The organism is Staphylococcus ureilyticus (assembly GCF_025558845.1).
Taxonomy (GTDB): Bacteria; Bacillota; Bacilli; order Staphylococcales; family Staphylococcaceae; genus Staphylococcus; species Staphylococcus ureilyticus.
In genome coordinates, this window is record NZ_CP094825.1 from 1607829 (window position 1) to 1631613 (window position 23785).

15 protein-coding genes, 28 tRNA genes and 3 rRNA genes are annotated in these 23785 nt (G+C 36.9%); 2 read left to right on the forward strand and 44 right to left on the reverse strand.

The annotated features are described in order from the left end of the window. Positions 1-334 precede the first annotated feature (334 nt). The 43 genes from fumC to bcp all read right to left on the reverse strand — a co-directional run bounded on the left by fumC (position 335) and on the right by bcp (position 19291). On the reverse strand, positions 335-1720 hold the full coding sequence (fumC, locus tag MUA21_RS07875) for a class II fumarate hydratase (RefSeq protein WP_262561022.1): 1386 nt from the start codon (positions 1718-1720) through the stop codon (positions 335-337). A 202-nt stretch (positions 1721-1922) separates the two neighbouring features. Beyond that, a complete protein-coding gene (locus MUA21_RS07880) occupies positions 1923-2333 on the reverse strand; it encodes a hypothetical protein (protein ID WP_046207635.1) in 411 nt (136 codons plus the stop codon). 290 nt (positions 2334-2623) lie between these two features. After that, positions 2624-2809 carry an SAS053 family DNA gyrase inhibitor gene (locus MUA21_RS07885; RefSeq protein WP_073341554.1) on the reverse strand — a complete coding sequence of 62 codons (186 nt, stop codon included), beginning with the start codon at positions 2807-2809 and terminating at the stop codon, positions 2624-2626. Between the two features lie 24 nt (positions 2810-2833). Continuing rightward, entirely contained in the window at positions 2834-3433 is a 600-nt protein-coding gene (locus tag MUA21_RS07890; RefSeq protein ID WP_046207637.1) for a sugar phosphate isomerase family, read from the reverse strand. A 180-nt stretch (positions 3434-3613) separates the two neighbouring features. Further along, complete coding sequence (gene trmL / locus MUA21_RS07895; RefSeq protein WP_073341552.1) at positions 3614-4084, reverse strand: tRNA (uridine(34)/cytosine(34)/5-carboxymethylaminomethyluridine(34)-2'-O)-methyltransferase TrmL; 471 nt, start codon at positions 4082-4084, stop codon at positions 3614-3616. Between the two features lie 5 nt (positions 4085-4089). Continuing rightward, positions 4090-5217, reverse strand: coding sequence for a tRNA epoxyqueuosine(34) reductase QueG (gene queG / locus MUA21_RS07900; protein WP_046207639.1), 1128 nt, complete (start codon positions 5215-5217; stop codon positions 4090-4092). A gap of 155 nt (positions 5218-5372) precedes the next feature. Further along, positions 5373-6095 carry an amino acid ABC transporter ATP-binding protein gene (locus MUA21_RS07905; protein ID WP_107526286.1) on the reverse strand — a complete coding sequence of 241 codons (723 nt, stop codon included), beginning with the start codon at positions 6093-6095 and terminating at the stop codon, positions 5373-5375. Beyond that, the gene (locus MUA21_RS07910) at positions 6088-7551 is read right to left on the reverse strand and encodes an ABC transporter substrate-binding protein/permease (RefSeq protein WP_107526287.1); all 1464 of its coding nucleotides are present in this window, start codon (positions 7549-7551) and stop codon (positions 6088-6090) included. The genes MUA21_RS07905 and MUA21_RS07910 overlap by 8 nt, the downstream gene beginning before the upstream one ends. 323 nt (positions 7552-7874) lie before the next feature. Next, positions 7875-8942, reverse strand: coding sequence for a PTS sugar transporter subunit IIC (locus tag MUA21_RS07915; RefSeq protein WP_262561023.1), 1068 nt, complete (start codon positions 8940-8942; stop codon positions 7875-7877). Between the two features lie 226 nt (positions 8943-9168). After that, positions 9169-9251: transfer RNA gene (locus MUA21_RS07920), tRNA-Leu, on the reverse strand. A gap of 41 nt (positions 9252-9292) precedes the next feature. After that, positions 9293-9367, reverse strand: a tRNA-Gly gene (locus MUA21_RS07925). 15 nt (positions 9368-9382) lie between these two features. Beyond that, a tRNA-Gly gene (locus MUA21_RS07930) sits at positions 9383-9457 on the reverse strand. 16 nt (positions 9458-9473) lie between these two features. Beyond that, positions 9474-9548: transfer RNA gene (locus tag MUA21_RS07935), tRNA-Gly, on the reverse strand. Positions 9549-9556: 8 nt separating this feature from the next. Next, a tRNA-Cys gene (locus tag MUA21_RS07940) sits at positions 9557-9630 on the reverse strand. A 7-nt stretch (positions 9631-9637) separates the two neighbouring features. Then, a tRNA-Gln gene (locus MUA21_RS07945) sits at positions 9638-9709 on the reverse strand. 12 nt (positions 9710-9721) lie between these two features. Then, positions 9722-9794 (reverse strand) — tRNA-His (locus tag MUA21_RS07950). Between the two features lie 2 nt (positions 9795-9796). Continuing rightward, positions 9797-9870: transfer RNA gene (locus MUA21_RS07955), tRNA-Trp, on the reverse strand. An 11-nt stretch (positions 9871-9881) separates the two neighbouring features. Further along, a tRNA-Tyr gene (locus MUA21_RS07960) sits at positions 9882-9965 on the reverse strand. Between the two features lie 7 nt (positions 9966-9972). Beyond that, positions 9973-10048: transfer RNA gene (locus MUA21_RS07965), tRNA-Thr, on the reverse strand. Between the two features lie 10 nt (positions 10049-10058). Next, positions 10059-10131: transfer RNA gene (locus MUA21_RS07970), tRNA-Phe, on the reverse strand. A 16-nt stretch (positions 10132-10147) separates the two neighbouring features. Then, a tRNA-Asp gene (locus MUA21_RS07975) sits at positions 10148-10223 on the reverse strand. A gap of 11 nt (positions 10224-10234) precedes the next feature. Further along, positions 10235-10308: transfer RNA gene (locus MUA21_RS07980), tRNA-Met, on the reverse strand. 13 nt (positions 10309-10321) lie between these two features. Next, a tRNA-Ser gene (locus tag MUA21_RS07985) sits at positions 10322-10414 on the reverse strand. 39 nt (positions 10415-10453) lie between these two features. After that, positions 10454-10546 (reverse strand) — tRNA-Ser (locus tag MUA21_RS07990). Positions 10547-10555: 9 nt separating this feature from the next. Continuing rightward, positions 10556-10629 (reverse strand) — tRNA-Ile (locus MUA21_RS07995). Positions 10630-10655: 26 nt separating this feature from the next. After that, a tRNA-Met gene (locus tag MUA21_RS08000) sits at positions 10656-10729 on the reverse strand. A 28-nt stretch (positions 10730-10757) separates the two neighbouring features. After that, positions 10758-10833 (reverse strand) — tRNA-Ala (locus MUA21_RS08005). Positions 10834-10860: 27 nt separating this feature from the next. Beyond that, positions 10861-10934, reverse strand: a tRNA-Pro gene (locus MUA21_RS08010). Between the two features lie 29 nt (positions 10935-10963). Further along, positions 10964-11037, reverse strand: a tRNA-Arg gene (locus MUA21_RS08015). Positions 11038-11049: 12 nt separating this feature from the next. Next, positions 11050-11138: transfer RNA gene (locus MUA21_RS08020), tRNA-Leu, on the reverse strand. Between the two features lie 7 nt (positions 11139-11145). Then, positions 11146-11220 (reverse strand) — tRNA-Gly (locus MUA21_RS08025). Between the two features lie 3 nt (positions 11221-11223). Continuing rightward, positions 11224-11305 (reverse strand) — tRNA-Leu (locus MUA21_RS08030). A gap of 13 nt (positions 11306-11318) precedes the next feature. Further along, positions 11319-11394 (reverse strand) — tRNA-Lys (locus MUA21_RS08035). Positions 11395-11400: 6 nt separating this feature from the next. Beyond that, positions 11401-11476: transfer RNA gene (locus tag MUA21_RS08040), tRNA-Thr, on the reverse strand. Between the two features lie 9 nt (positions 11477-11485). Next, positions 11486-11561: transfer RNA gene (locus MUA21_RS08045), tRNA-Val, on the reverse strand. Positions 11562-11566: 5 nt separating this feature from the next. After that, positions 11567-11681, reverse strand: a 5S ribosomal RNA gene (gene rrf / locus MUA21_RS08050). Positions 11682-11758: 77 nt separating this feature from the next. Then, positions 11759-14679: ribosomal RNA gene (locus MUA21_RS08055) — 23S ribosomal RNA — on the reverse strand. A gap of 194 nt (positions 14680-14873) precedes the next feature. Then, positions 14874-14949: transfer RNA gene (locus MUA21_RS08060), tRNA-Ala, on the reverse strand. Between the two features lie 21 nt (positions 14950-14970). After that, positions 14971-15047 (reverse strand) — tRNA-Ile (locus MUA21_RS08065). Positions 15048-15149: 102 nt separating this feature from the next. Next, positions 15150-16702, reverse strand: a 16S ribosomal RNA gene (locus tag MUA21_RS08070). The 16S, 23S and 5S rRNA genes sit together here with 28 tRNA genes alongside, the layout of an rRNA operon. Positions 16703-17322: 620 nt before the next feature. Beyond that, the gene (perR, locus tag MUA21_RS08075) at positions 17323-17784 is read right to left on the reverse strand and encodes a peroxide-responsive transcriptional repressor PerR (RefSeq protein ID WP_046207933.1); all 462 of its coding nucleotides are present in this window, start codon (positions 17782-17784) and stop codon (positions 17323-17325) included. 94 nt (positions 17785-17878) lie between these two features. Next, positions 17879-18829 (reverse strand): NAD(P)-dependent oxidoreductase, encoded by a 951-nt coding sequence (locus MUA21_RS08080; protein WP_262561024.1) that lies wholly within the window; start codon positions 18827-18829, stop codon positions 17879-17881. 6 nt (positions 18830-18835) lie between these two features. Beyond that, the gene (gene bcp, locus MUA21_RS08085) at positions 18836-19291 is read right to left on the reverse strand and encodes a thioredoxin-dependent thiol peroxidase (protein ID WP_073345843.1); all 456 of its coding nucleotides are present in this window, start codon (positions 19289-19291) and stop codon (positions 18836-18838) included. Between the two features lie 81 nt (positions 19292-19372). On the opposite strand from bcp, the gene MUA21_RS08090 reads away from it, so the two are divergent. Next, the gene (locus MUA21_RS08090; protein WP_064209712.1) at positions 19373-20662 is read left to right on the forward strand and encodes a glutamate-1-semialdehyde 2,1-aminomutase; all 1290 of its coding nucleotides are present in this window, start codon (positions 19373-19375) and stop codon (positions 20660-20662) included. Between the two features lie 75 nt (positions 20663-20737). Further along, complete coding sequence (locus MUA21_RS08095) at positions 20738-21832, forward strand: FUSC family protein (protein WP_046207937.1); 1095 nt, start codon at positions 20738-20740, stop codon at positions 21830-21832. Between the two features lie 74 nt (positions 21833-21906). Here MUA21_RS08095 and MUA21_RS08100 read toward each other — a convergent pair whose 3' ends face one another. Further along, a complete protein-coding gene (locus tag MUA21_RS08100) occupies positions 21907-23643 on the reverse strand; it encodes an ABC transporter ATP-binding protein (RefSeq protein WP_107525755.1) in 1737 nt (578 codons plus the stop codon). Positions 23644-23785 lie beyond the last annotated feature (142 nt).

Here is a 23785-nt window from a genome sequence, read left to right on the forward strand (position 1 = left end):
ATTGTTGTTAATAGGAGTCACAATAAATGTAGACACTTACGCATTCATTCAACAAGAAGACCGATATCATATTAGCTGAAGACTTAAACAGAATTGGTAAACTTTAAACTATTAATCAGTTTTTGATTATATTAAGGAAATGATAACTTAAACCCTAATATTATTAACTCTAACCTAGAAGTAAACAAAAAATGTAATTCTAGAATGATGCTAATAAATATAAAAAATAGTTTAGCGTAATTGAAAACTTTTATAAATGAAAAAACGTCAATTTCAATAGAAATTGACGTTTTTTCTTTAATCAAAGATATTGATATTCCTTTATTTTTTTAAATTACTTGGGTTCAACCATATCTTCAGGTTTAATCCACTCATTAAACTGTTCCTCAGTTAAATATCCAGATTGAACAGCCGACTCTTTTAATGTTAAACCTTCACGGTGGGCTTTTTTAGCTATGCTAGCAGCTTTTTCATAACCAATATGAGGATTTAATGCTGTTACTAACATTAGTGATTGATTTAAATAATTATCAATGTTTTCTTCAATTGGCTCTATGCCTACTGCACAATTATCATTAAATGTTTGCATACCATCTGCCAATAAGTAAATAGACTGCAATGTATTATGCAAAATAACAGGTTTATAGACATTTAACTCAAAATTCCCTTGTGAACTACCTATGCCAACCACAGTGTCATTTCCCATAACTTGAACTGCAACCATCGTCAACATTTCACATTGTGTTGGGTTGACTTTACCAGGCATGATAGATGAACCAGGTTCATTTTCTGGTATAGAAATTTCAGCAAGCCCAGCACGTGGTCCAGACGCTAACCATCTCACATCATTTGCAATTTTCATTAAGTCAGTAGCTAATGCTTTGAGCGAACCATGTAATTGAACGACTTCATCATGTGCAGTTAATGCATGAAATTTATTTTCAGATGATACAAATGGATACCCTGTATTTTTTGAAATAAATTTAGCAACTTTATCACCAAATTCTGGGTGCGCATTGATACCGGTACCTACTGCAGTACCACCGATTGCTAAATTTAAAATATGGGCTTTTGATTCACTAAGTAATGTTTCACATTTATCTAACATATAACGCCATCCACTTATTTCTTGGCCTAAACGAATAGGTGTAGCATCCTGTAAATGAGTACGCCCTATTTTAATAATTTCATTAAACTTTTCTTCTTTTTCTTTAAAAGTATCACGTAATGATTTTAATGCCGGTTCAAGTTTTACTTCAATTTCATTATATAGTGCAACATGCATCGCAGTTGGGAAAGTATCATTTGAACTTTGAGATTTATTCACATCATCATTTGGATGTATTGATTCATCGCTACCTTGCTCTTTGAGATACATGTTCGCAACATAACTCACTACTTCGTTAACGTTCATATTACTTTGTGTACCGCTTCCAGTTTGCCAAACGACTAATGGGAAGTGTTCATCTAATTCTTTGTTTAAGATACGATCACATGCATGCATAATAGCATCTTTTTTTGCGTCACTTAGTTTTCCTAATTCATGATTGGCTAATGCTGCCCCTCTTTTTAATTGAGCAAATCCATAAACAACTTCAATTGGCATTTGTTCTTTGCCAACTGGAAAGTTTCGTTTACTTCTTTCTGTTTGTGCACCCCAGTATTTATCTGCAGGTACTTCAATTTCACCAAATGTATCATGTTCAATTCTAACTGACATTTAAAAATCTCCCCTTCAATATGTATTTAACTTTAGTATAGCATTAATTAATTTAACTGGGCAATCTCTTTAATATAGCGTTTTCATGACAATGAAAAATGTCTGATTATTAACTTTGATTTGTACATTCAAACAATTAATTACTAACTATTAATAAAACCAGAAACTAATTTTAGTCTCTGGTTTTAAACATCATTCATTATTATTTTGTAATTGTTACATCATTAAATTTCATCTTTGCTGCTTGTATTATACCTATTGCAGTTAAAATTAAAAGTATTGCACCAATAATCATTGTTACAGGACTAACTGTGATAAGAAGCCCTAAAAACCCAGTTAAACTATTATAAAAATCTCCAAGCGGTTTAAATAATAATACTGTTATAACAATACAACACAATACACTAATAATGATTCCAGTTTGATTACTTTTTACAAATGTAGAAGCATTGACTTTATCTACGAGACCATGTGACAAGTTGATTTGTAATTGAATAATTTTAAACAAGATTGGTAAATATATTGCACCAATGGCCATAGGAAATCCTTTTATAGAAATTAAATTTACAATTACCGCACATATCATGAGATATTTCCAATAGTTACTTAACATATTAATGATAACTCCTTAAATTCAAATAATGACTTAATAATAACATAATCAAATTTATGTTGGCATTGTTTTTTTAATATTCATATAACCACATACTAATAACGTGGCAAATTGATTACATTTATAAAAAAAAATAGAAGCGAGTAAGACATCAAATATTAATATTTGATCAACACTTACACGCTTCCATGTATTTATAAACGAATTAATAATTTTTATTGTAAATCACACGTATTGACTAACAATTTAAACTTTATTTCAATTTTTTCACTTACAAAGAACTCACTATTTTAATTATCTAAATCTGAACGTACTTTAGAATCATGTGATTTATCTAATTTATCTTCATCATTTTCTTCTGAAATTTGTTCCATTTCTTTGCCCAATTCTACAATATCTTCAAAATCATCAACCATTTCATTTTGTGGTTCTGCATCATGGTTGGTAGACTTTTTATTTACATTATCATTAGTCATTGGTTACACCTCACATTTTGAATTTTATGCGAAACGTGCAGTGAAATAGTGACGAACATCTTCAGGAAGACCCTCTGCAGCAGCTTCATCCAAAATAACATTCACCATACGATGTGCTTTTAAATCAGATGGTTCAAATGAAGTTTTACCATTTTCTTCATATAATTTATGCACAACATCTTTTTTCTCACTACCAGTAATCACTAAAATTACTTCTCTTGCAGAAAATAGACCATGATTAATACTTACATTAAGTCTACCATTTGTATCAATTGAAAGTATTTGTGTAATCAATTTACCTTTATTTTCTTTAGTTTTGATTTTATCACTTATAAATGACTCCGTATCTTGACCATATGAAACGCCATATATTTGGCCTTCTGGTACGCCTAACGCTTCATAATATGATTTATTGCTATCATAATCTAATATATTAATTTGACTGAAATCTACTGCATGGTCATCTACATTTTTCTTTAATTCATCTAATACTGGTGCATTATCATTAGATAAATGGATACCTGCTATCGTAGTTGGATTATTGTTAAACTGTTTTCTTAAAATATCTGCAGCATATTCTGCTACACTTTTTTCGTTTTCTAAAACTTTAAAGTTCATTGCCATAGTTATTACACTCCTCTTAATCTTTTAAGACGCGTTCTAGCATTATTTATAATAATACCCTTGAAGCTATCTTCATAAACTACTTAATTTTAATAATCAACTAAATTTTCAAATACTCACTTATAGCTTTAACTATATTATACAAATGTCAAAGTCGTTTTTCATTGATTAATATAGATTTTAATGTAAATTTGGGAAATTTTGTTGTCTTAATGCTTCATAAATAAGTAAAGAAGCAGTATTGGATAAATTTAATGATCTTATATTATCATTCATGGGAATTCTTAAAGCTGTATCTTTATATTTCTCCTTTACCCAATCAGGTAAGCCCGTCGTTTCTCTACCAAAAATAAAATAATGATTTTCATCTTCATTAGTAAAATCAAAATCAGAATAAGTTTTTTCTCCAAACTTAGTTAATAAATAATATTTACCTTCCGTAGTTTCAAAAAACGATTCTATATTTTCATAATAATTGATATTAACTGCATCCCAATAATCTAATCCTGCTCTTTTCAGCATTTTGTCATCTGTACTAAATCCTAATGGTTTTATAAGATGTAAATGTGTGTAAGTGCCAGCACAAGTTCTAGCGATACTGCCAGTATTTCCAGGTATCTGTGGTTGAAATAATACAATGTGGTTGGTCATGCTTTTTATTCTCTCCTCATATTTAGTCCTTTTATCATCTCATGTTGGACTTCCTCTAATTCACTCTCGTAGTGTGATTCAATAAATGATCTTGCTTGCTCTCCTTGAATTTGTCCAATTGCCCAAAAAGCAGTAGCTCTAATCATCGGTCTTGGATCATTCAATGCGACTTCTTGTAATTCAGGTATCGCAGTTTCTTCTTTAAAATGTGCTAATGCTAGAATTGCGTTTCTTTGAATTGGTTTTTTACCTCTCCATGCGCCCGCTAAATGACCATAAGTATTTTTAAATTCCTTATTGCTCATTTGTAATAGTGGTACTAACCTTGGTTTTAATATTTCTGGCTCTAATACAATATCATCATGCTGTGTATTGATACCACGATTTCTTGGGCAGACTTGTTGACATGTATCACAGCCATAGAGACGATTACCTATTTTATATCGATATTCATCTTGTAGATAACCTTTTGTTTGTGTTAAAAAGCTAATACATTTTTGACTATTTAGTTGGCCATCTCCTACTAGGGCCCCTGTTGGACATCGATCAACACATATTGTACAATCTCCACAACTATCAATGATTGGGTCATCAGGAGGAAAAGGAACACTTACTAACATTTCACCTAGATAAGTCCATGTTCCGAGATCTGGATTTATAACAAATCCATTTCTACCTACATAACCTAATCCTGCACGTTCTGCTACAGCTCGGTCTGACAACACACCTGTATCAACCATTGATTTAATTTCTACATCTGGTACTCTAGTCTCTAAATACTCAGCTAATTTATCTAAACGTTTTCTCATGATTGAATGATAATCTTGACCCCAAGATGCCCTAGCAAACATACCTCTTCTGTCTCCACGCACACTTCTAGGTGCACCCTTCAATTTATTAGGATAACCAACAGCAATGGCAATGATAGATCTTGCAGTAGGTAATGTTAATTTGGGTTCAGTACGTAATCCAATGTCTGGTTCTTCAAATCCTGAAGCATAGCCCTTTTCATGATAATCAACTAATTTTTGTTTTAATTCATCAAATGGGTCAGCAGTAGTAAAACCAATACTATCAATACCAATTGAATGTGCATAGTCTATAACATCTTGTTTCAATTGATTTATATTCATTTTTTACACCCCATCTTAAAAACATACATTCTTTAGTTTAACACATTCATTATTAATAAGAGAATTCGAGAATTCAAATTTTTATATAAAAAAAACAAGATGCTATGAATGAATAACTATAATCCATCTTCATAACATCTTGGTCCATTTTGTAACTATAAAACACGTGCTAAAAAGTTTTTAGTTCTATCATGTTGCGGCTGTTCAAAAATATTTTGTGGTGTCCCTGATTCTACAATGACACCATCTGCCATAAACACAACCTTATCACTCACATCTTTAGCGAAATTCATTTCGTGTGTTACAACTGCCATAGTCATACCCTCTTTTGCTAAAGCTTTCATTACTTCTAAGACATCTCCAACCACTTCAGGATCTAATGCTGAAGTAGGTTCATCAAATAGAAGTACTTCTGGATTCATTGCTAAAGCCCTAGCAATCGCAACTCTTTGTTTTTGTCCCCCGGATAATTGAGATGGATATGCATTAGCTTTATCTTCCAATCCAACTTTTTTCAACAAATCCATTGCTTCTTTTTTCAATTCATTTTGACTTCCCTTTTTTAATAAACTCGGCGCCAATATAATATTATCTATAACTTTTTTATGTGGAAACAAATTAAAATTTTGGAAAACCATACCCATCTGTTGTCTTAATGCTTCTAATTTAGTTTTTTCATTTGTTAAACTATGATCTTTAAATACTACTTCCCCACTTGTAGGTGTTTCGAGAAGGTTCATACAGCGTAAAAGCGTACTTTTACCACTACCTGAAGGACCTATTATAGCAACAACATCACCTTTATCCACAGTTAGATTAATTCCCTTTAAAACTTCATTTTTTCCAAACGATTTATATAAATTTTTAATATTAATCACTAACTTTCAATCTCCCTTCGAAGAAATACATCACTCTTGATAAAGTAAATGTAAGTATAAAGTATAAAATTGCTGCTACAATAAGCGGTGTGAAAGGATCAAATGATGCTCCCTGTACAACTTGTGCGTTAAACATTATTTCACTAACGCCTATGACAGATACAATTGACGATTCTTTTATCACAGTGACAAATTCATTACCTAAAGCCGGTAATATGTTTTTTACAGCTTGTGGCAAAATAACCGATTTCATTGTCAGACCATAACTAAGACCTAAACTTCTTGCAGCTTCAGTTTGCCCTTTATCAACTGCATTTATACCAGCTCTTATTATTTCTGCAATATATGCTGAACAATTTATAACAAGTGCTATCATACCACATATTAAAGCTGAAATATCTAGACCTAATACTGCTGTAGTACCAAAATAAACTAAGAAAACTTGTACTAATAAAGGAGTGCCTCTTAAAAATTCGATATAAGCTGAAGAAATCCATCTCAATATTTTAATTTGACTTAGTTTTAATAATGCAATCAATGCACCAAATACAGCTCCTAAAACAACACCAACTATAGAAATTAAGATTGTGTTTTTAATTCCTTTTAGGAAAAAATTACCATATTTTGTGAAGAAATTACCGTCATCTTTTTGCATTGCATCAGCAGCTGACGCTTTATAATCTTCTAACAAATTTTTATTTTTAACATCTTTGATTGAAGTATTTAATTTCTCCATGAGTATTGGAGAATTTTTAGGTAAGGCAATTGCCGTTTCCTTTCTACCTTCATTAAATTTAACATCATTAGCAAAAGTTAAATCTTTATTTTGTTTTAAATATGCTTCTGCAACAGGACCTTCAATCACCATTCCATTAACTTTTCCGCTTTTTAACGACATTATAACTTCAGGTACACGCGTTAAAGATTGAATTTGTGCATTATCTATTTCAGTTTGTGCTATTTTTTCTTGCTGTGTTTGTTTCTGTACACCGATTTTTTTATTCGCAAAATCTTCTATTGTTTTAAAACGATCAGTTTCTGACTTTTTAATAATCATTTTTTGATCGACTGTCATATAAGGTTTTGAAAAATCTACTTCTTTTAAACGTTCAGGTGTCGGTGTCATTCCTGAGATAATGATATCAATCTTACCAGTTTGAATCGCTCCTAATAAACTATCAAATTGCATATTTACAATTTTCAGTTTTAAATGATTATCTTTCGCAATCTTTTTTGCGATATCAATATCAATACCTGCATACTTTGATTTACCATTAACATTATGTTCAAACTCATAAGGTGCATAATCAGCTGATAAACCAACACGCAATTCACCACGTTCTTTAATTTTTTGCCATTGGTCTTTTTCATTAGCATTTACTTCTGGATTTATGTAAATAATTAAAGTGCTTATAAGGAATGAAAAAACGGTAATTATTTTCAATATTTGTTTCATCTATTTATCCCCTTTCCATATTATTAATTATTATACATAATAACGCAAAAATATTCAATATGAGATATGTGTCATTTTTCTTAATTTTAAAAATTCTAGTTACTGTGATTATATAAAATGGTATTTGGGATATGGTGCGATGACAGTAATATTCACTGCATATTAAAAAAACACCTCCATTTAAAATGAAGGTGCTTGAGTATTGTCTTGATTTCAACTATTTATATCAGTTTAAAGTTAAATACCTGTTGTAATCATACATAATGATACTAAAAAACAAATAAATCCAAAAAACTTATGATCTATTAAATTTTGTTATTTCATTATTGTTTAGGGATCTCAAACTTATAAATATCATCTGTATATTTACGCATCATTTTTTTACAAATTTCATGCACAAAGAATGCAGAAACAAATGGTATTATAAAATATCCAAATACTAATAAAATAATATTCATGTTAGGATCTCCATCCATTCGATTAAATGCATTAATCGGCCCAACTAATCCTGTATAACCAAAACCAGCAGACATTGGTGTACCTTTAATGCCAATAAAGTAAGCGATTAAACCGCCAATCACTCCATTAATTATTAACGGTATTGCAATAATTAAATGCTTAAAATAAACAGGTATCATCATCTTAGCAGCACCAATTATCAATACTAAATTGACTCCGGCCCCATTAACTCTAATTGAACCAAATAAAAATGTCACACAAGCTGCTACAATACCCATATTAGCTGCACCACTACCTAAACCTGATAAACTGATTGCCGTTGCTATAGCAACTACAGATATTGGTGTAACCATTAACAACGCATATGTAACACAAATCAATATTGACATCATCAATGGATTTAATTCTGTAAAGGCATTTACTATATGGCCGATTCCTTTAGTGACATTTGTCACATAACCTAATGTAAACAAGCCTATAACGCCACTTAAAACTGGAATAATAACAGGTAATAGAATCATTTCCATTGATCCTAATTTATTTTGTAATAACAAATACAAAGTACAAGCTATCACTACAACTAAAATAGTATTTATGATATCACCAGTACCATTGAGTAAAAATCCACCTTCAGTCATCTTAACAGCACCACTACCTATCATAGCGGAAACACCTATCATAGTGGCACCAGCCCCATTAAATTTAAACTGATGTGCTGCTAAAACACCAATAATAAATGCCATAAATGATTGGATTAAAACTACTAACTGATAAACAGTCTCTAATAATTGGTTACCTTCTTTAAAAAATTTTAATAATTCACCTAATAATGCATTAGGTATTAATGCAATGACTACACCTGCTCCAACAGCTTGTAAAATATTACCAAAAAATGATTTCCCTGTAATTTTAGCTGTGCCTGATTTTACCATTCTTGTATCCTCCAAATATAACATTAGACTAATAATATTATATTTTCGACTAAAGTACAATATTAAGTTTAAAGTTATAAACTAAGTTATAATCATTAAATTTCTGCATATACACCTAGCTACAAGAATTCAAAATAAATCATATACATTTTAAATCATAAAAAAAAAAGAAACCCCATAAATATGGGATTTCTGAGATATTTTCTCTCTATTTAAACACTAATTATACCAGCGGTCGGGATCGAACCGACACTCCAAAAAGGAACGGGATTTTGAGTCCCGCGCGTCTGCCAATTCCGCCACGCTGGCTCAATATTATAAACAAAAAACTTCCAACCAGGAAGTGATAATGGAGCGGAAGATAGGACTTACACCTATATCTCATTCCGGGAAGGAATGTGTTCTAAGAGTTAAACTACTCCCGCATAATATAAATTAAATGGAGCGGAAGATAGGACTTACACCTATATCTCATTCCGGGAAGGAATGTGTTCTAAGAGTTAAACTACTCCCGCATAATATTAAATTAAATGGAGCGGAAGATAGGACTTGCACCTATATCTCATTCCGGGAAGGAATGTGTTCTAGAAATTGAACTACTCCCGCATATTTCATGGAGGCGGCAACCGGATTTGAACCGGTGATAAAGGTTTTGCAGACCTCTGCCTTACCACTTGGCTATGCCGCCAATAAAACTGGGCTAGCTGGATTCGAACCAGCGCGTGACGGAGTCAAAGTCCGTTGCCTTACCGCTTGGCTATAGCCCATTAATCAATAAGGGCGGTTGATGGGAATCGAACCCACGCGTGTCGGAACCACAATCCGATGCGTTAACCACTTCGCCACAACCGCCATGGCAGGGGCAGTAGGAATCGAACCCACATCGAAGGTTTTGGAGACCTTTATTCTACCGTTGAACTATGCCCCTATTAAATTGAATGGTGGAGGGGGGCAGATTCGAACTGCCGAACCCGAAGGAGCGGATTTACAGTCCGCCGCGTTTAGCCACTTCGCTACCCCTCCATGAAAATGGTGCCGGCCAGAGGACTTGAACCCCCAACCTACTGATTACAAGTCAGTTGCTCTACCAGTTGAGCTAGGCCGGCTTGTATAAAATGGTTCAAGACAGAGTCGAACTGCCGACACATGGAGCTTCAATCCATTGCTCTACCAACTGAGCTATTGAACCATAATGTTAAAAATAATGGCGGTCTCGACGGGAATCGAACCCGCGATCTCCTGCGTGACAGGCAGGCGTGTTAACCGCTACACTACGAGACCAAATTATGTAATTGCGGGAGGCGGATTCGAACCACCGACCTTCGGGTTATGAGCCCGACGAGCTACCGAACTGCTCCATCCCGCGATAATGATATTAATGGCGGAGGAAGAGGGATTCGAACCCCCGCGAGCCGTTAAGCTCCTGTCGGTTTTCAAGACCGATCCCTTCAGCCAGACTTGGGTATTCCTCCAAAAATATACGATAATTATACTATTAAATTGTTTTAAAATGGCGGAGGAAGAGGGATTCGAACCCCCGCGGGCCGTTAAGCCCCTGTCGGTTTTCAAGACCGATCCCTTCAGCCGGACTTGGGTATTCCTCCAAAATTATATGGACCTTGCAGGATTCGAACCTGCGACCGAACGGTTATGAGCCGTTAGCTCTGACCAACTGAGCTAAAGGTCCAGAGTATAATTTACAACTAACAATAGTGGCGGTGGAGGGAATCGAACCCACGACCTCACGGGTATGAACCGTACGCTCTAGCCAGCTGAGCTACACCGCCGTTATAATTTAGTTTGTATCAATAAATATGGTGGAGACTAGCGGGATCGAACCGCTGACCTCCTGCGTGCAAAGCAGGCGCTCTCCCAGCTGAGCTAAGCCCCCATTTAGTTAAATGAATTTTAGTAGATATCGGGAAGACAGGATTCGAACCTACGACTCCTTGGTCCCAAACCAAGTGCTCTACCAAGCTGAGCTACTTCCCGTTTTTCATAGGATGAAGCAATCTAAATTACGCGCCCGATAGGAGTCGAACCCATAACCTCTTGATCCGTAGTCAAGCACTCTATCCAGTTGAGCTACGGGCGCTTAATTCAAAGATGGTGCCGAGGACCGGAATCGAACCGGTACGATGATCTCTCATCGCAGGATTTTAAGTCCTGTGCGTCTGCCAGTTCCGCCACCCCGGCAAAATAATGGAGCAGAAGACGGGATTCGAACCCGCGACCCCGACCTTGGCAAGGTCGTATTCTACCGCTGAACTACTTCTGCAAATGCGGGTGAAGGGAGTCGAACCCCCACGCCGTAAGGCGCTAGATCCTAAGTCTAGTGCGTCTGCCAATTCCGCCACACCCGCGTTATTTGATTAATGGTGAGCCATAGAGGATTCGAACCTCTGACCCTCTGATTAAAAGTCAGATGCTCTACCAACTGAGCTAATGGCTCTAAAGATGGTGCCGGCCAGAGGACTTGAACCCCCAACCTACTGATTACAAGTCAGTTGCTCTACCAGTTGAGCTAGGCCGGCAAATTAAAATGGTGGAGGATGACGGGTTCGAACCGCCGACCCTCTGCTTGTAAGGCAGATGCTCTCCCAGCTGAGCTAATCCTCCGTTTATATTGGCAACGTCCTACTCTTGCGGAACGTAAGTCCGACTACCATCGGCGCTAAGGAGCTTAACTTCTGTGTTCGGCATGGGAACAGGTGTGACCTCCTTGCTATAGTCACCAGACAATGTCATGTATAAAATTTATACACTCAAAACTAGATTGTAAGTAAAATTTAGTTCAACCAACAAAACTTTTAAATTTGATTAAGTCTTCGATCGATTAGTATTCGTCAGCTCCACATATCGCTATGCTTCCACCTCGAACCTATTAACCTCATCATCTTTGAGGGATCTTATAACCGAAGTTGGGAAATCTCATCTTGAGGGGGGCTTCATGCTTAGATGCTTTCAGCACTTATCCCGTCCATACATAGCTACCCAGCGATGCCGTTGGCACGACAACTGGTACACCAGAGGTATGTCCATCCCGGTCCTCTCGTACTAAGGACAGCTCCTCTCAAATTTCCTACGCCCACGACGGATAGGGACCGAACTGTCTCACGACGTTCTGAACCCAGCTCGCGTACCGCTTTAATGGGCGAACAGCCCAACCCTTGGGACCGACTACAGCCCCAGGATGCGATGAGCCGACATCGAGGTGCCAAACCTCCCCGTCGATGTGAACTCTTGGGGGAGATAAGCCTGTTATCCCCGGGGTAGCTTTTATCCGTTGAGCGATGGCCCTTCCATGCGGAACCACCGGATCACTAAGTCCGTCTTTCGACCCTGCTCGACTTGTAAGTCTCGCAGTCAAGCTTCCTTGTGCCTTTACACTCTATGAATGATTTCCAACCATTCTGAGGAAACCTTTGAGCGCCTCCGTTACTCTTTAGGAGGCGACCGCCCCAGTCAAACTGTCCATCTGACACTGTCTCCCACCATGATTAATGGTGCGGGTTAGAAATCCAATACAGCGAGGGTAGTATCCCACCAACGCCTCCACGTAAGCTAGCGCTCACGTATCTAAGGCTCCTACCTATCCTGTACAAGCTGTACCGAATTTCAATATCAGACTACAGTAAAGCTCCACGGGGTCTTTCCGTCCTGTCGCGGGTAACCTGCATCTTCACAGGTACTATGATTTCACCGAGTCTCTCGTTGAGACAGTGCCCAAATCGTTACGCCTTTCGTGCGGGTCGGAACTTACCCGACAAGGAATTTCGCTACCTTAGGACCGTTATAGTTACGGCCGCCGTTTACTGGGGCTTCGATTCGTAGCTTCGCAGAAGCTAACCACTCCTCTTAACCTTCCAGCACCGGGCAGGCGTCAGCCCCTATACATCACCTTACGGTTTAGCAGAGACCTGTGTTTTTGATAAACAGTCGCTTGGGCCTATTCACTGCGGCTCTCCTGGGCGTGAACCCTAAAGAGCACCCCTTCTCCCGAAGTTACGGGGTCATTTTGCCGAGTTCCTTAACGAGAGTTCGCTCGCTCACCTTAGAATTCTCATCTTGACTACCTGTGTCGGTTTGCGGTACGGGCACCATAAATCTAGCTAGAGGCTTTTCTCGGCAGTGTGAAATCAACGACTCGAGGAAACAATTTCCTCTCCCCATCACAGCTTGACCTTATGAGTGCCGGATTTGCCTAACACTCAGTCTTACTGCTTGGACGTACAATCCAATCGTACGCTTCGCCTATCCTACTGCGTCCCCCCATCGCTTAAAACGATTCATGGTGGTACAGGAATATCAACCTGTTATCCATCGCCTACGCCTATCGGCCTCAGCTTAGGACCCGACTAACCCAGAGCGGACGAGCCTTCCTCTGGAAACCTTAGTCAATCGGTGGACGGGATTCTCACCCGTCTTTCGCTACTCACACCGGCATTCTCACTTCTAAGCGCTCCACATGTCCTTGCGATCATGCTTCAACGCCCTTAGAACGCTCTCCTACCATTGTCCTACGGACAATCCACAGCTTCGGTAATATGTTTAGCCCCGGTACATTTTCGGCGCAGTGTCACTCGACTAGTGAGCTATTACGCACTCTTTAAATGATGGCTGCTTCTAAGCCAACATACTAGTTGTCTGGGCAACGCCACATCCTTTTCCACTTAACATATATTTTGGGACCTTAGCTGGTGGTCTGGGCTGTTTCCCTTTCGAACACGGACCTTATCACCCGCGTTCTGACTCCCAAGTTAAATTGATTGGCATTCGGAGTTTGTCTGAATTCGGTAACCCGAGAAGGGCCCCTCGTCCAAACAGTGCTCTACCTCCAATAATCATCACTTGAGGCTAGCCCTAAAGCTATTTCGGAGAGAACCAGCTATCTCCAGGTTCGATTGGAATTTCTCCGCTACCCTCAACTCATCCGCTCACTTTTCAACGTAAGTCGGTTCGGTCCTCCATTCAGTGTTACCTGAACTTCAACCTGGTCAAGGGTAGATCACCTGGTTTCGGGTCTACGACCAAATACTCAACGCCCTATTCAGACTCGCTTTCGCTACGGCTCCACATTCACTGCTTAACCTTGCATCAAATCGTAACTCGCCGGTTCATTCTACAAAAGGCACGCCATCACCCATTAACGGGCTCTGACTACTTGTAAGCACACGGTTTCAAGTTCTCTTTCACTCCCCTTCCGGGGTACTTTTCACCTTTCCCTCACGGTACTGGTTCACTATCGGTCACTAGAGAGTATTTAGCCTTGGGAGATGGTCCTCCCAGATTCCGACGGAATTTCTCGTGTTCCGTCGTACTCAGGATCCACTCAAGAGAGAACAGACTTTCGACTACAGGATTATTACCTTCTTTGATGCATCTTTCCAGATGCTTCGTCTAATCTATTCCTTTGTAACTCCGTATAGAGTGTCCTACAACCCCAACAAGCAAGCTCGTTGGTTTGGGCTCTTCCCGTTTCGCTCGCCGCTACTCAGGGAATCGATTTTTCTTTCTCTTCCTGCGGGTACTAAGATGTTTCAGTTCTCCGCGTCTACCTTCGATACGCTATGTATTTACGTATCGATAATACGACATAACTCGTATTGGGTTCCCCCATTCGGAAATCTCTGGATCACAGCTTACTTACAGCTCCCCAAAGCATATCGTCGTTAGTAACGTCCTTCATCGGCTTCTAGTGCCAAGGCATCCACCGTGCGCCCTTAATAACTTAATCTATTTGCTTTCCAACTCGACAACCGTCGGTTGAAAACCCAAAATGTTATTAATCTGTGAGTGTTCTTTCGAACACTAGCGATTATTTCTTTTTGAATTCAAGCTTATTTAAAACTCTTATTCACTCGGTTTTGCTTGGTAAAATCATAAATTTTACTTACTTATCTAGTTTTCAATGTACAATTACAATTTCTATGGTGGAGACTAGCGGGATCGAACCGCTGACCTCCTGCGTGCAAAGCAGGCGCTCTCCCATCTGAGCTAAGCCCCCGAAATTCGTATTAAATTCTAATGGTGGGCCTAAGTGGACTCGAACCACCGACCTCACGCTTATCAGGCGTGCGCTCTAACCAGCTGAGCTATAGGCCCCTTCGTTTAAGAATACTCAAATGAGCATTCAAAACTGAATACAATATGTCAATGTTATTCCTTTGTCATCTTCTAAAGAAGATGTTCCGAATATATCCTTAGAAAGGAGGTGATCCAGCCGCACCTTCCGATACGGCTACCTTGTTACGACTTCACCCCAATTATTTGTCCCACCTTCGACGGCTAGCTCCATAAATGGTTACTCCACCGGCTTCGGGTGTTACAAACTCTCGTGGTGTGACGGGCGGTGTGTACAAGACCCGGGAACGTATTCACCGTAGCATGCTGATCTACGATTACTAGCGATTCCAGCTTCATGTAGTCGAGTTGCAGACTACAATCCGAACTGAGAACAACTTTATGGGATTTGCATGACCTCGCGGTTTAGCTGCCCTTTGTATTGTCCATTGTAGCACGTGTGTAGCCCAAATCATAAGGGGCATGATGATTTGACGTCATCCCCACCTTCCTCCGGTTTGTCACCGGCAGTCAACTTAGAGTGCCCAACTTAATGCTGGCAACTAAGCTTAAGGGTTGCGCTCGTTGCGGGACTTAACCCAACATCTCACGACACGAGCTGACGACAACCATGCACCACCTGTCACTTTGTCCCCCGAAGGGGAAGGCTCTATCTCTAGAGTTGTCAAAGGATGTCAAGATTTGGTAAGGTTCTTCGCGTTGCTTCGAATTAAACCACATGCTCCACCGCTTGTGCGGGTCCCCGTCAATTCCTTTGAGTTTCAACCTTGCGGTCGTACTCCCCAGGCGGAGTGCTTAATGCGTTAGCTGCAGCACTAAGGGGCGGAAACCCCCTAACACTTAGCACTCATCGTTTACGGCGTGGACTACCAGGGTATCTAATCCTGTTTGATCCCCACGCTTTCGCACATCAGCGTCAGTTACAGACCAGAAAGTCGCCTTCGCCACTGGTGTTCCTCCATATCTCTGCGCATTTCACCGCTACACATGGAATTCCACTTTCCTCTTCTGCACTCAAGTTTCCCAGTTTCCAATGACCCTCCACGGTTGAGCCGTGGGCTTTCACATCAGACTTAAGAAACCGCCTACGCGCGCTTTACGCCCAATAATTCCGGATAACGCTTGCCACCTACGTATTACCGCGGCTGCTGGCACGTAGTTAGCCGTGGCTTTCTGATTAGGTACCGTCAAGACGTGCACAGTTACTTACACATTTGTTCTTCCCTAATAACAGAGTTTTACGATCCGAAGACCTTCATCACTCACGCGGCGTTGCTCCGTCAGGCTTTCGCCCATTGCGGAAGATTCCCTACTGCTGCCTCCCGTAGGAGTCTGGACCGTGTCTCAGTTCCAGTGTGGCCGATCACCCTCTCAGGTCGGCTACGTATCGTTGCCTTGGTAAGCCGTTACCTTACCAACTAGCTAATACGGCGCGGGTCCATCTATAAGTGATAGCAAAACCATCTTTCACTTTAGAACCATGCGGTTCTAAATGTTATCCGGCATTAGCCCCGGTTTCCCGGAGTTATTCCAGTCTTATAGGTAGGTTACCCACGTGTTACTCACCCGTCCGCCGCTAACGTCAAAGGAGCAAGCTCCTTATCTGTTCGCTCGACTTGCATGTATTAGGCACGCCGCCAGCGTTCATCCTGAGCCAGGATCAAACTCTCCATAAAAAATTATGATGTTTGATTAGCTCATAAAATACTAATTTGTGTTATCAATAACACGTTGTTTTGATTCAACATTTAATGTTGAAATCGGAATTAACGTTGACATATTGCAATTCAGTTTTCAATGTTCATTGATGTGTTACAAGAATTAATTGTAACATTAAGTTTTTGTTAAGTCAATAATAAATTTTCATTTGTTATTGTTAAGTTTGTTTCGTTTGTTAACTCAACATTTAACATTGTATAACCATTCAATAATTTTAACAAGTGTCAAATTTACACTTTCTATTATTTTTATTTTGGTTTGTTTTAAAGCCGTCTCGTTTTGACGACTTTTATATAATATCAAGATTAATCTCACTCGTCAATTCAATTTCAATAACTTTTTAGTTAAATTTTACCTTTGTAATAACTAATTATTTTTTATATGTATAAATATGTCAAATTGTATAATTATATCAGTATTGTTTGGACACATTAGCCACTATACCGTCAATTAAAATTGCATTTTTTGTTTTCACTTTATATTGATATAAAACAAGCTCATAGTAATAGAAAGTGCTACATTTATAAATGTAGCACTTTCTAACTTAATAGTTTTTTTCGTAATTGTTCAATTATAATTACTGCTGTAAATTCTCTTTATCTTTACATTCTTTACATAGACCATAAATTTCCATACGATGATGTGTCACATCAAAATTCGTTACGTGTTGAGCTAATTGTTCAACTTCATCTAGTTGTGGGTAATGAAAATCAACAATCTTTCCACAATTTTCACATATAACATGGTAATGATTATGTGTATTAAAATCGAATCGACTTGAAGCGTCGCCATAAGGCAACTCCTTAACAATGCCTATTCCTTTAAATACACGTAAATTATTATATATCGTTGCAACACTTATATTTGGAAAATCGGGTGAAAGTGCTTGATAAATCTCATCAGCAGTGGGATGTGTTTCTGAAACAATTAAAAACTTCAATATCGCCTGTCTTTGTGGTGTTATTCTTATTCCATTATCTCTTAAAGACGCAATCGAGTCTTCTAATTGATGTTCAACTGTTTCCATCTCTGCACTCATGTCCCTCACCATCTTTCTATTTAATAATAATTATTACTTAATATTAATATAACTGTTGCATTATCGAATTGTCAATAAACAAAGACCATTTCAATCAATATCCTGTATCGGGATCAACTTCATTCTCAATTAAAGTATTGTTATTGAGAAAATAACTAAGATTTCGTTTGAATATCTGAGTAACTTCTTGTTTGTTTTCTGTGCCATTGCCCGTAATATGTGCTGTAATTGTAATATTATTTATATTATATAATTGGTTATCTGGAGTAAGTGGTTCTTTTTCAAACACATCTAAATATGATTGTCGTATGATGTTTTCTTTCATCACATTTGCTATTACATTTTCGTCTACGATTGTTCCTCTTCCTACATTAATAAATAAAGCAGCGCTTTTCATCTTTTCAAAATGTTCTCTTTGTAGTAGATGTATTGTTTCTTTCGTTTCTGGTAACGTATTAACAACAATATCTGCTTCTTCTAGTGCTTGAAATAAATTATCGATAGTATACGTTTTGGAAAACCCTTCTACATCATGACCAGTTGTATTAACACCTTGTACAATCATGTACATCGCGTTAGCAATGGTTGCTGTTTTTTGCGCTATACTTCCTGTCCCTAAAAATAAAAGGGTTTGCCCGCTTACTCTTTTTCCAGTTAGCTTCGAATCATATTTTTTATTTGTTTGATTAATAAATGAAGTCTTCATTTTTTTATAGTCATCTAATATAAACGCCATGATAAATTCAGACATTTGTTTTGCGTGTACACCTCGACCATTCGTCAACAAGATATTATTACTATCGATATAGTTTAAAGGAAGCTTATTTACACCGGTAGCATACCAGGCCAACCATTTCAGATTCGAGCATGACTTCAAAAAGTCTTCATCTAATTTACCATCATATCCAAATAGTATGTCCAAATCCTTTTTATCATGGTCATTAATTTCAGAAACACCCTGTGTAAATATAAACTTGACGTTTGGAAAAGCTTCAACTAAATCATTTTCTAAATCTCCCATTCTTTGTAAACTGACTGCCTTCATCTCTAATCACCCCAGAATTGCTTTTAATTCGTCCATTTGTGATTTTACTTTTACTTTTTCTATGACATCGATAATAACGCCATCTTCGTCAATAATGAACGTAGTTCTTACTATTCCCATACTTTCTTTTCCAAAATTTTTCTTTAGTTGATATACACCCACTTCCGCGGATAATTGATAATCTTCATCTACCAATAAATCAAAATTCAAACTATGTTTTTCGCTGAAGTTTTGATGTTTTTTCTTTGTATCTCCACTAATTCCATAAACTTTTGTATTAAGTTCATTAAAATATGATAAATTGTCTCTAAAATCACAAGCTTCTGTCGTGCATGTTGGCGTGTTATCTCTCGGATAAAAATAAAGCACTGCTTTATTTCCTCTTAATGTATCATTAGAAATAATATCACCATTTTGATTCTCAAGTCTAAATTCCGGAAATTGATCTCCTTTTTTCAACAAATAACTCACCCTATTTCTTTTTGTTAATAATTATATGATACGATAATAAACGAAAATATTAAATAAAAGAGGTTGATATTAATGAAATTTACTGAAAGTGAAAGACTTCAAAATTACTCAAATGAATATATATTAGGAGGCGTAAATTCACCTTCTCGTTCATATAAAGCTGTAGGTGGTGGTGCTCCTGTAATGATGAAATCTGGCCAAGGCGCTTATTTATATGATGTAGATGGCAATAAATATATCGATTACTTACAAGCTTATGGACCAATAATTACTGGTCATGCTCATCCTCATGTAACTCAAGCTATTCAAGAACAAGCAGCACTTGGCGTATTATATGGAACGCCAACAGAACTTGAAATAAACTTCGCTAAGAAATTACGCGATGCTATCCCCTCATTAGAAAAGATTCGTTTCGTTAATTCTGGTACTGAAGCTGTAATGACGACAATACGTGTGGCACGTGCGTATACTAAAAGAAATAAAATAATTAAATTTTCTGGCCAATATCATGGTCATTCAGATTTAGTTTTAGTTGCAGCTGGGAGCGGACCTTCCCAATTAGGATCACCAGATTCTGCCGGTGTACCTCAAAGTGTAGCCCAAGAAGTCATCACAGTACCCTATAATGATATAGAATCTTATAAAGAAGCCATTGATTATTGGGGAGATGATATTGCAGCAGTACTCGTTGAACCTATTGTAGGTAACTTTGGTATGGTTAAACCTAAACCAGGATTTTTAGAACAAGTAAATGAAATTACACATAATAATGGAAGTTTAGTGATTTATGATGAGGTTATTACCGCTTTTCGTTTCCATTATGGTGGTGCACAAGACTTATACCAAGTTTATCCAGATTTAACTGCCTTCGGTAAAATTGTAGGTGGTGGTTTACCTATCGGTGGTTATGGTGGTAAACAAGATATTATGGAACAAGTTGCTCCCCTAGGCCCTGCATATCAAGCTGGAACGATGGCTGGAAATCCATTATCCATGAAAGCAGGCATCGCATTATTAGAAGTATTAGAACAAGATGGTATTTATGAATATTTAGATAGCCTAGGTCAACAATTAGAAGATGGTTTAAATAAATTAATACAAAAACACAATATCACTGCTACAGTCAATAGAGTTTATGGTGCATTAACGCTCTATTTTACAAACGAAATTGTCACACACTATGATCAAGTTGAAAATTCAGATGGTGATGCTTTTGCACGATTCTTTAAACTTATGTTACATCAAGGTATTAATCTCGCCCCTTCAAAATTTGAAGCTTGGTTTTTAACAACTGAACACACTAAAAATGATATTGAAAAAACATTAGATGCTGTAGATTATGCTTTTAGTCAAATGAAATAAACTTGAATTTTATAGGGAATCGTTGTATAACAAGTATAAACATAAATTTATTAAATATATGAAGGAGCGCTACATTTGAAATTAGGAGCACGCATTCTGAAGACAGGTATAGCTATTATACTTGCTTTGTTTATCGCTTCTCTGTTCCCTGATGAAGCAGGATTAAAAGCAATCGCTGCTGTCAGTGCGGTAATCGCGATGCAACCAAGTGTTTTTCGTTCCATTAAAACAATTTCTGAAAGAGCAATTGGTAACCTGATCGGTGCAATACTGGCAGTTGTTATGGTTACTGTTTTTGGTAATAATCCAGTAATCATGGGGGTTACTGTTATATTATTAATTGCTATTTTATTCCGTTTTAAATTGGAACATGTAGCTACACTTGCAAGTATAACTGCATTAATTATTATGGGAACACATACTGGTAACTTTTATATTTCTGCATTTTACAGATTTGTCCTTGTTATGGTAGGTGTAATTAGTTCTTCTGCAGTTAATCTTTTATTCTTACCCCCTAAATTCGAGTCTAAAATTTATTATAATTCTTTAAACATTTGTTCAGATATCTTTGTATGGTTCAAACTTGTATTAAATGATACCTCTGAATATCATCATATAAAAGAGGATAGAGGGCTAATCAGCAAACGTATTACAAAATTAGAACAAATCTTTGAATACTACGAAGAAGAACGACCTTGGACGAAAAAGCAAATGTATGCGCAAAATAGAAAAAAAATTCTATTTAAACAAGTTGTCCGTAGCACACGGCAAGCATACGATGTTTTAAAACGAATGAATCGTTATCAAAACGATCTTCATAATTTGAATAACGAGCTGTTACTTCAAATAAAATTAGAAATAGATTTGCTAATCGCCTATCACGAACAAATCTTTATTAGTATTTCAAAGAAAGCACGTTATGATATTAGTCACTTTGATAGTCAGATAGAAAATCCACAAAAAAAAGATTTAATGGATGCTTTCCAACGCGAAATCATTAAAGATCCTTATCAGACAACATATTCATTCACTAATATAATGCAGATTATTTCAGCTATAGAAGAATATCGTTATACTATAGAACACTTGGATCGTTTAGTTATCAGTTTCTTCTCATATCATTCTAATGATAATGAAATTGAAATTGAAGAAGAAGATTTTGATCTATAAAAACTCAATATTTTAACTAAAAAGACCAGAGACATTTTTAAATGTCTCTGGTCTTTTATATTTTCAAAGTCTTTTTATAAATTTTGAATGCTATAAAGATGTTCATAAGCACCTTTTTTCGCTAATAATTCTCGATGTGTGCCACTTTCTACTATTTCACCATTTTCTATAACAACAATTTTATCTGCATGAGTAATTGTAGATAATCTATGTGCCACAATTAACGTAGTACGATCTTTACTTAAGATATTTAATGCATCTTGTATAATAGATTCACTTTCTAAATCCAATGCACTCGTTGCTTCATCTAAGATAATAATCGGTGGATTATTCAAGAAGATTCGCGCTATAGATATACGTTGCTTCTGGCCTCCAGAGAGTTTAACTCCTCTTTCACCCACTTCTGTATCATATCCATCTGTTAATTCCATGATGAAATCATGTGCGTTTGCCATTTTTGCAGCAGCAATGACCTCTTCATCTGTTGCATCGGGTCTGCCTAATAAAATATTTTCTTTAATCGTATCTGAGAATAGTACGTTATCTTGTTGAACTAATCCAATTTGATGTCTGAGGCTACCTGTTAAATAGGACTTAATATTGGTGCCGTCAATTTTAATTTCACCATCTGTAACATCATAAAATCTAGGTATGAGATTGATAAGTGTTGATTTACCTCCACCACTCATACCGACAAACGCTACTGTTTCGCCTTGTTCGATATCCAAATTAATATGGTTTAATATCGTAGATTCATCCGCATTATATCGGAAACTCACATTATTAATTTCAATACGTCCTTCTTGAATTTCTAATGGTAAGGCACCTTTTTTATTCTTTATGTCATAACTTTCATCCATAAGTTGGAACACACGATCCATCGATGCAAAACTTTGCGTTAATGTTGTAAATGAAGAAACCAATCTACGTAAAGGTCCAAATAATTGTTCGAGGTAACCCACAAATGCAGCGAGCGTACCAACTGTAATGGAACCGTTAATAGCTAAAACCGCACCAGAACCTATTACAATTAATGGCCCTAAATCAGTTACTGTATTAATTGCAGCAAATGAATAGGCATTCCATCTCGTATGCGTAAATGCGCGTTGTAAGAAATTGCTATTATGCTTATCAAAATTCACTGCTTCGTTATCTTCTATTGCAAAACTTTTAATGACTGACATGCCTTGTACACGTTCATGTAAAAACCCTTGTACTTCAGCCAAGGCTTGAGATCTCTTACGTGTCAGATTTCTTAAACGTCCAAAGAAGAAGTAGACAGTCAAAATATAAACTGGAAATACTATAATTGCAGCTAGTGTTAATTTTACATCTAGTACAAACATAATAGATAAAGCGATAATGATAGTGATACAATCAAGCCAAATATTCATAAGGCCTGTCAAGATGAAATCTTTTGTTTGTTCAACATCATTAATAACCCGTGAAATAACTTGCCCAGCTTGGTTATTAGCATAGAATCTTGCACTTAGCGCTTGTAAATGATTATATAGACGTTTACGAATGTCATATAATATTTTATTACTTGTCCACTGAGCTAAATATTGTCTTAAAAATTCTATAGGGGGCCTTACGATTACAAAAATAAATACGGCTATTCCTAGCGCAATTCCCAATCTAGCAAATTTTTCTTCTACCGAGATTGCACCGTTATTGATAATGTCATCAATAACATATTTAATTAATAACGGAATAAGCATTGGAATACCAAATTTTAATATACCAACAAGAATTGTGGCAATGATCCGCCATTTATATGGTTTTACGAATTGTATATATCTGCGAATCATACAAACTATACCTCCCTGCTTATTTCAGCAAATGAAACAGCCTTCATTGAAATTCAACGAGGCTGTTATTACAATTATATACGATCAGATCATTTAGTTAAGCATTTGCTATTAAGATTTATTCTATACAATTAACTTGTAT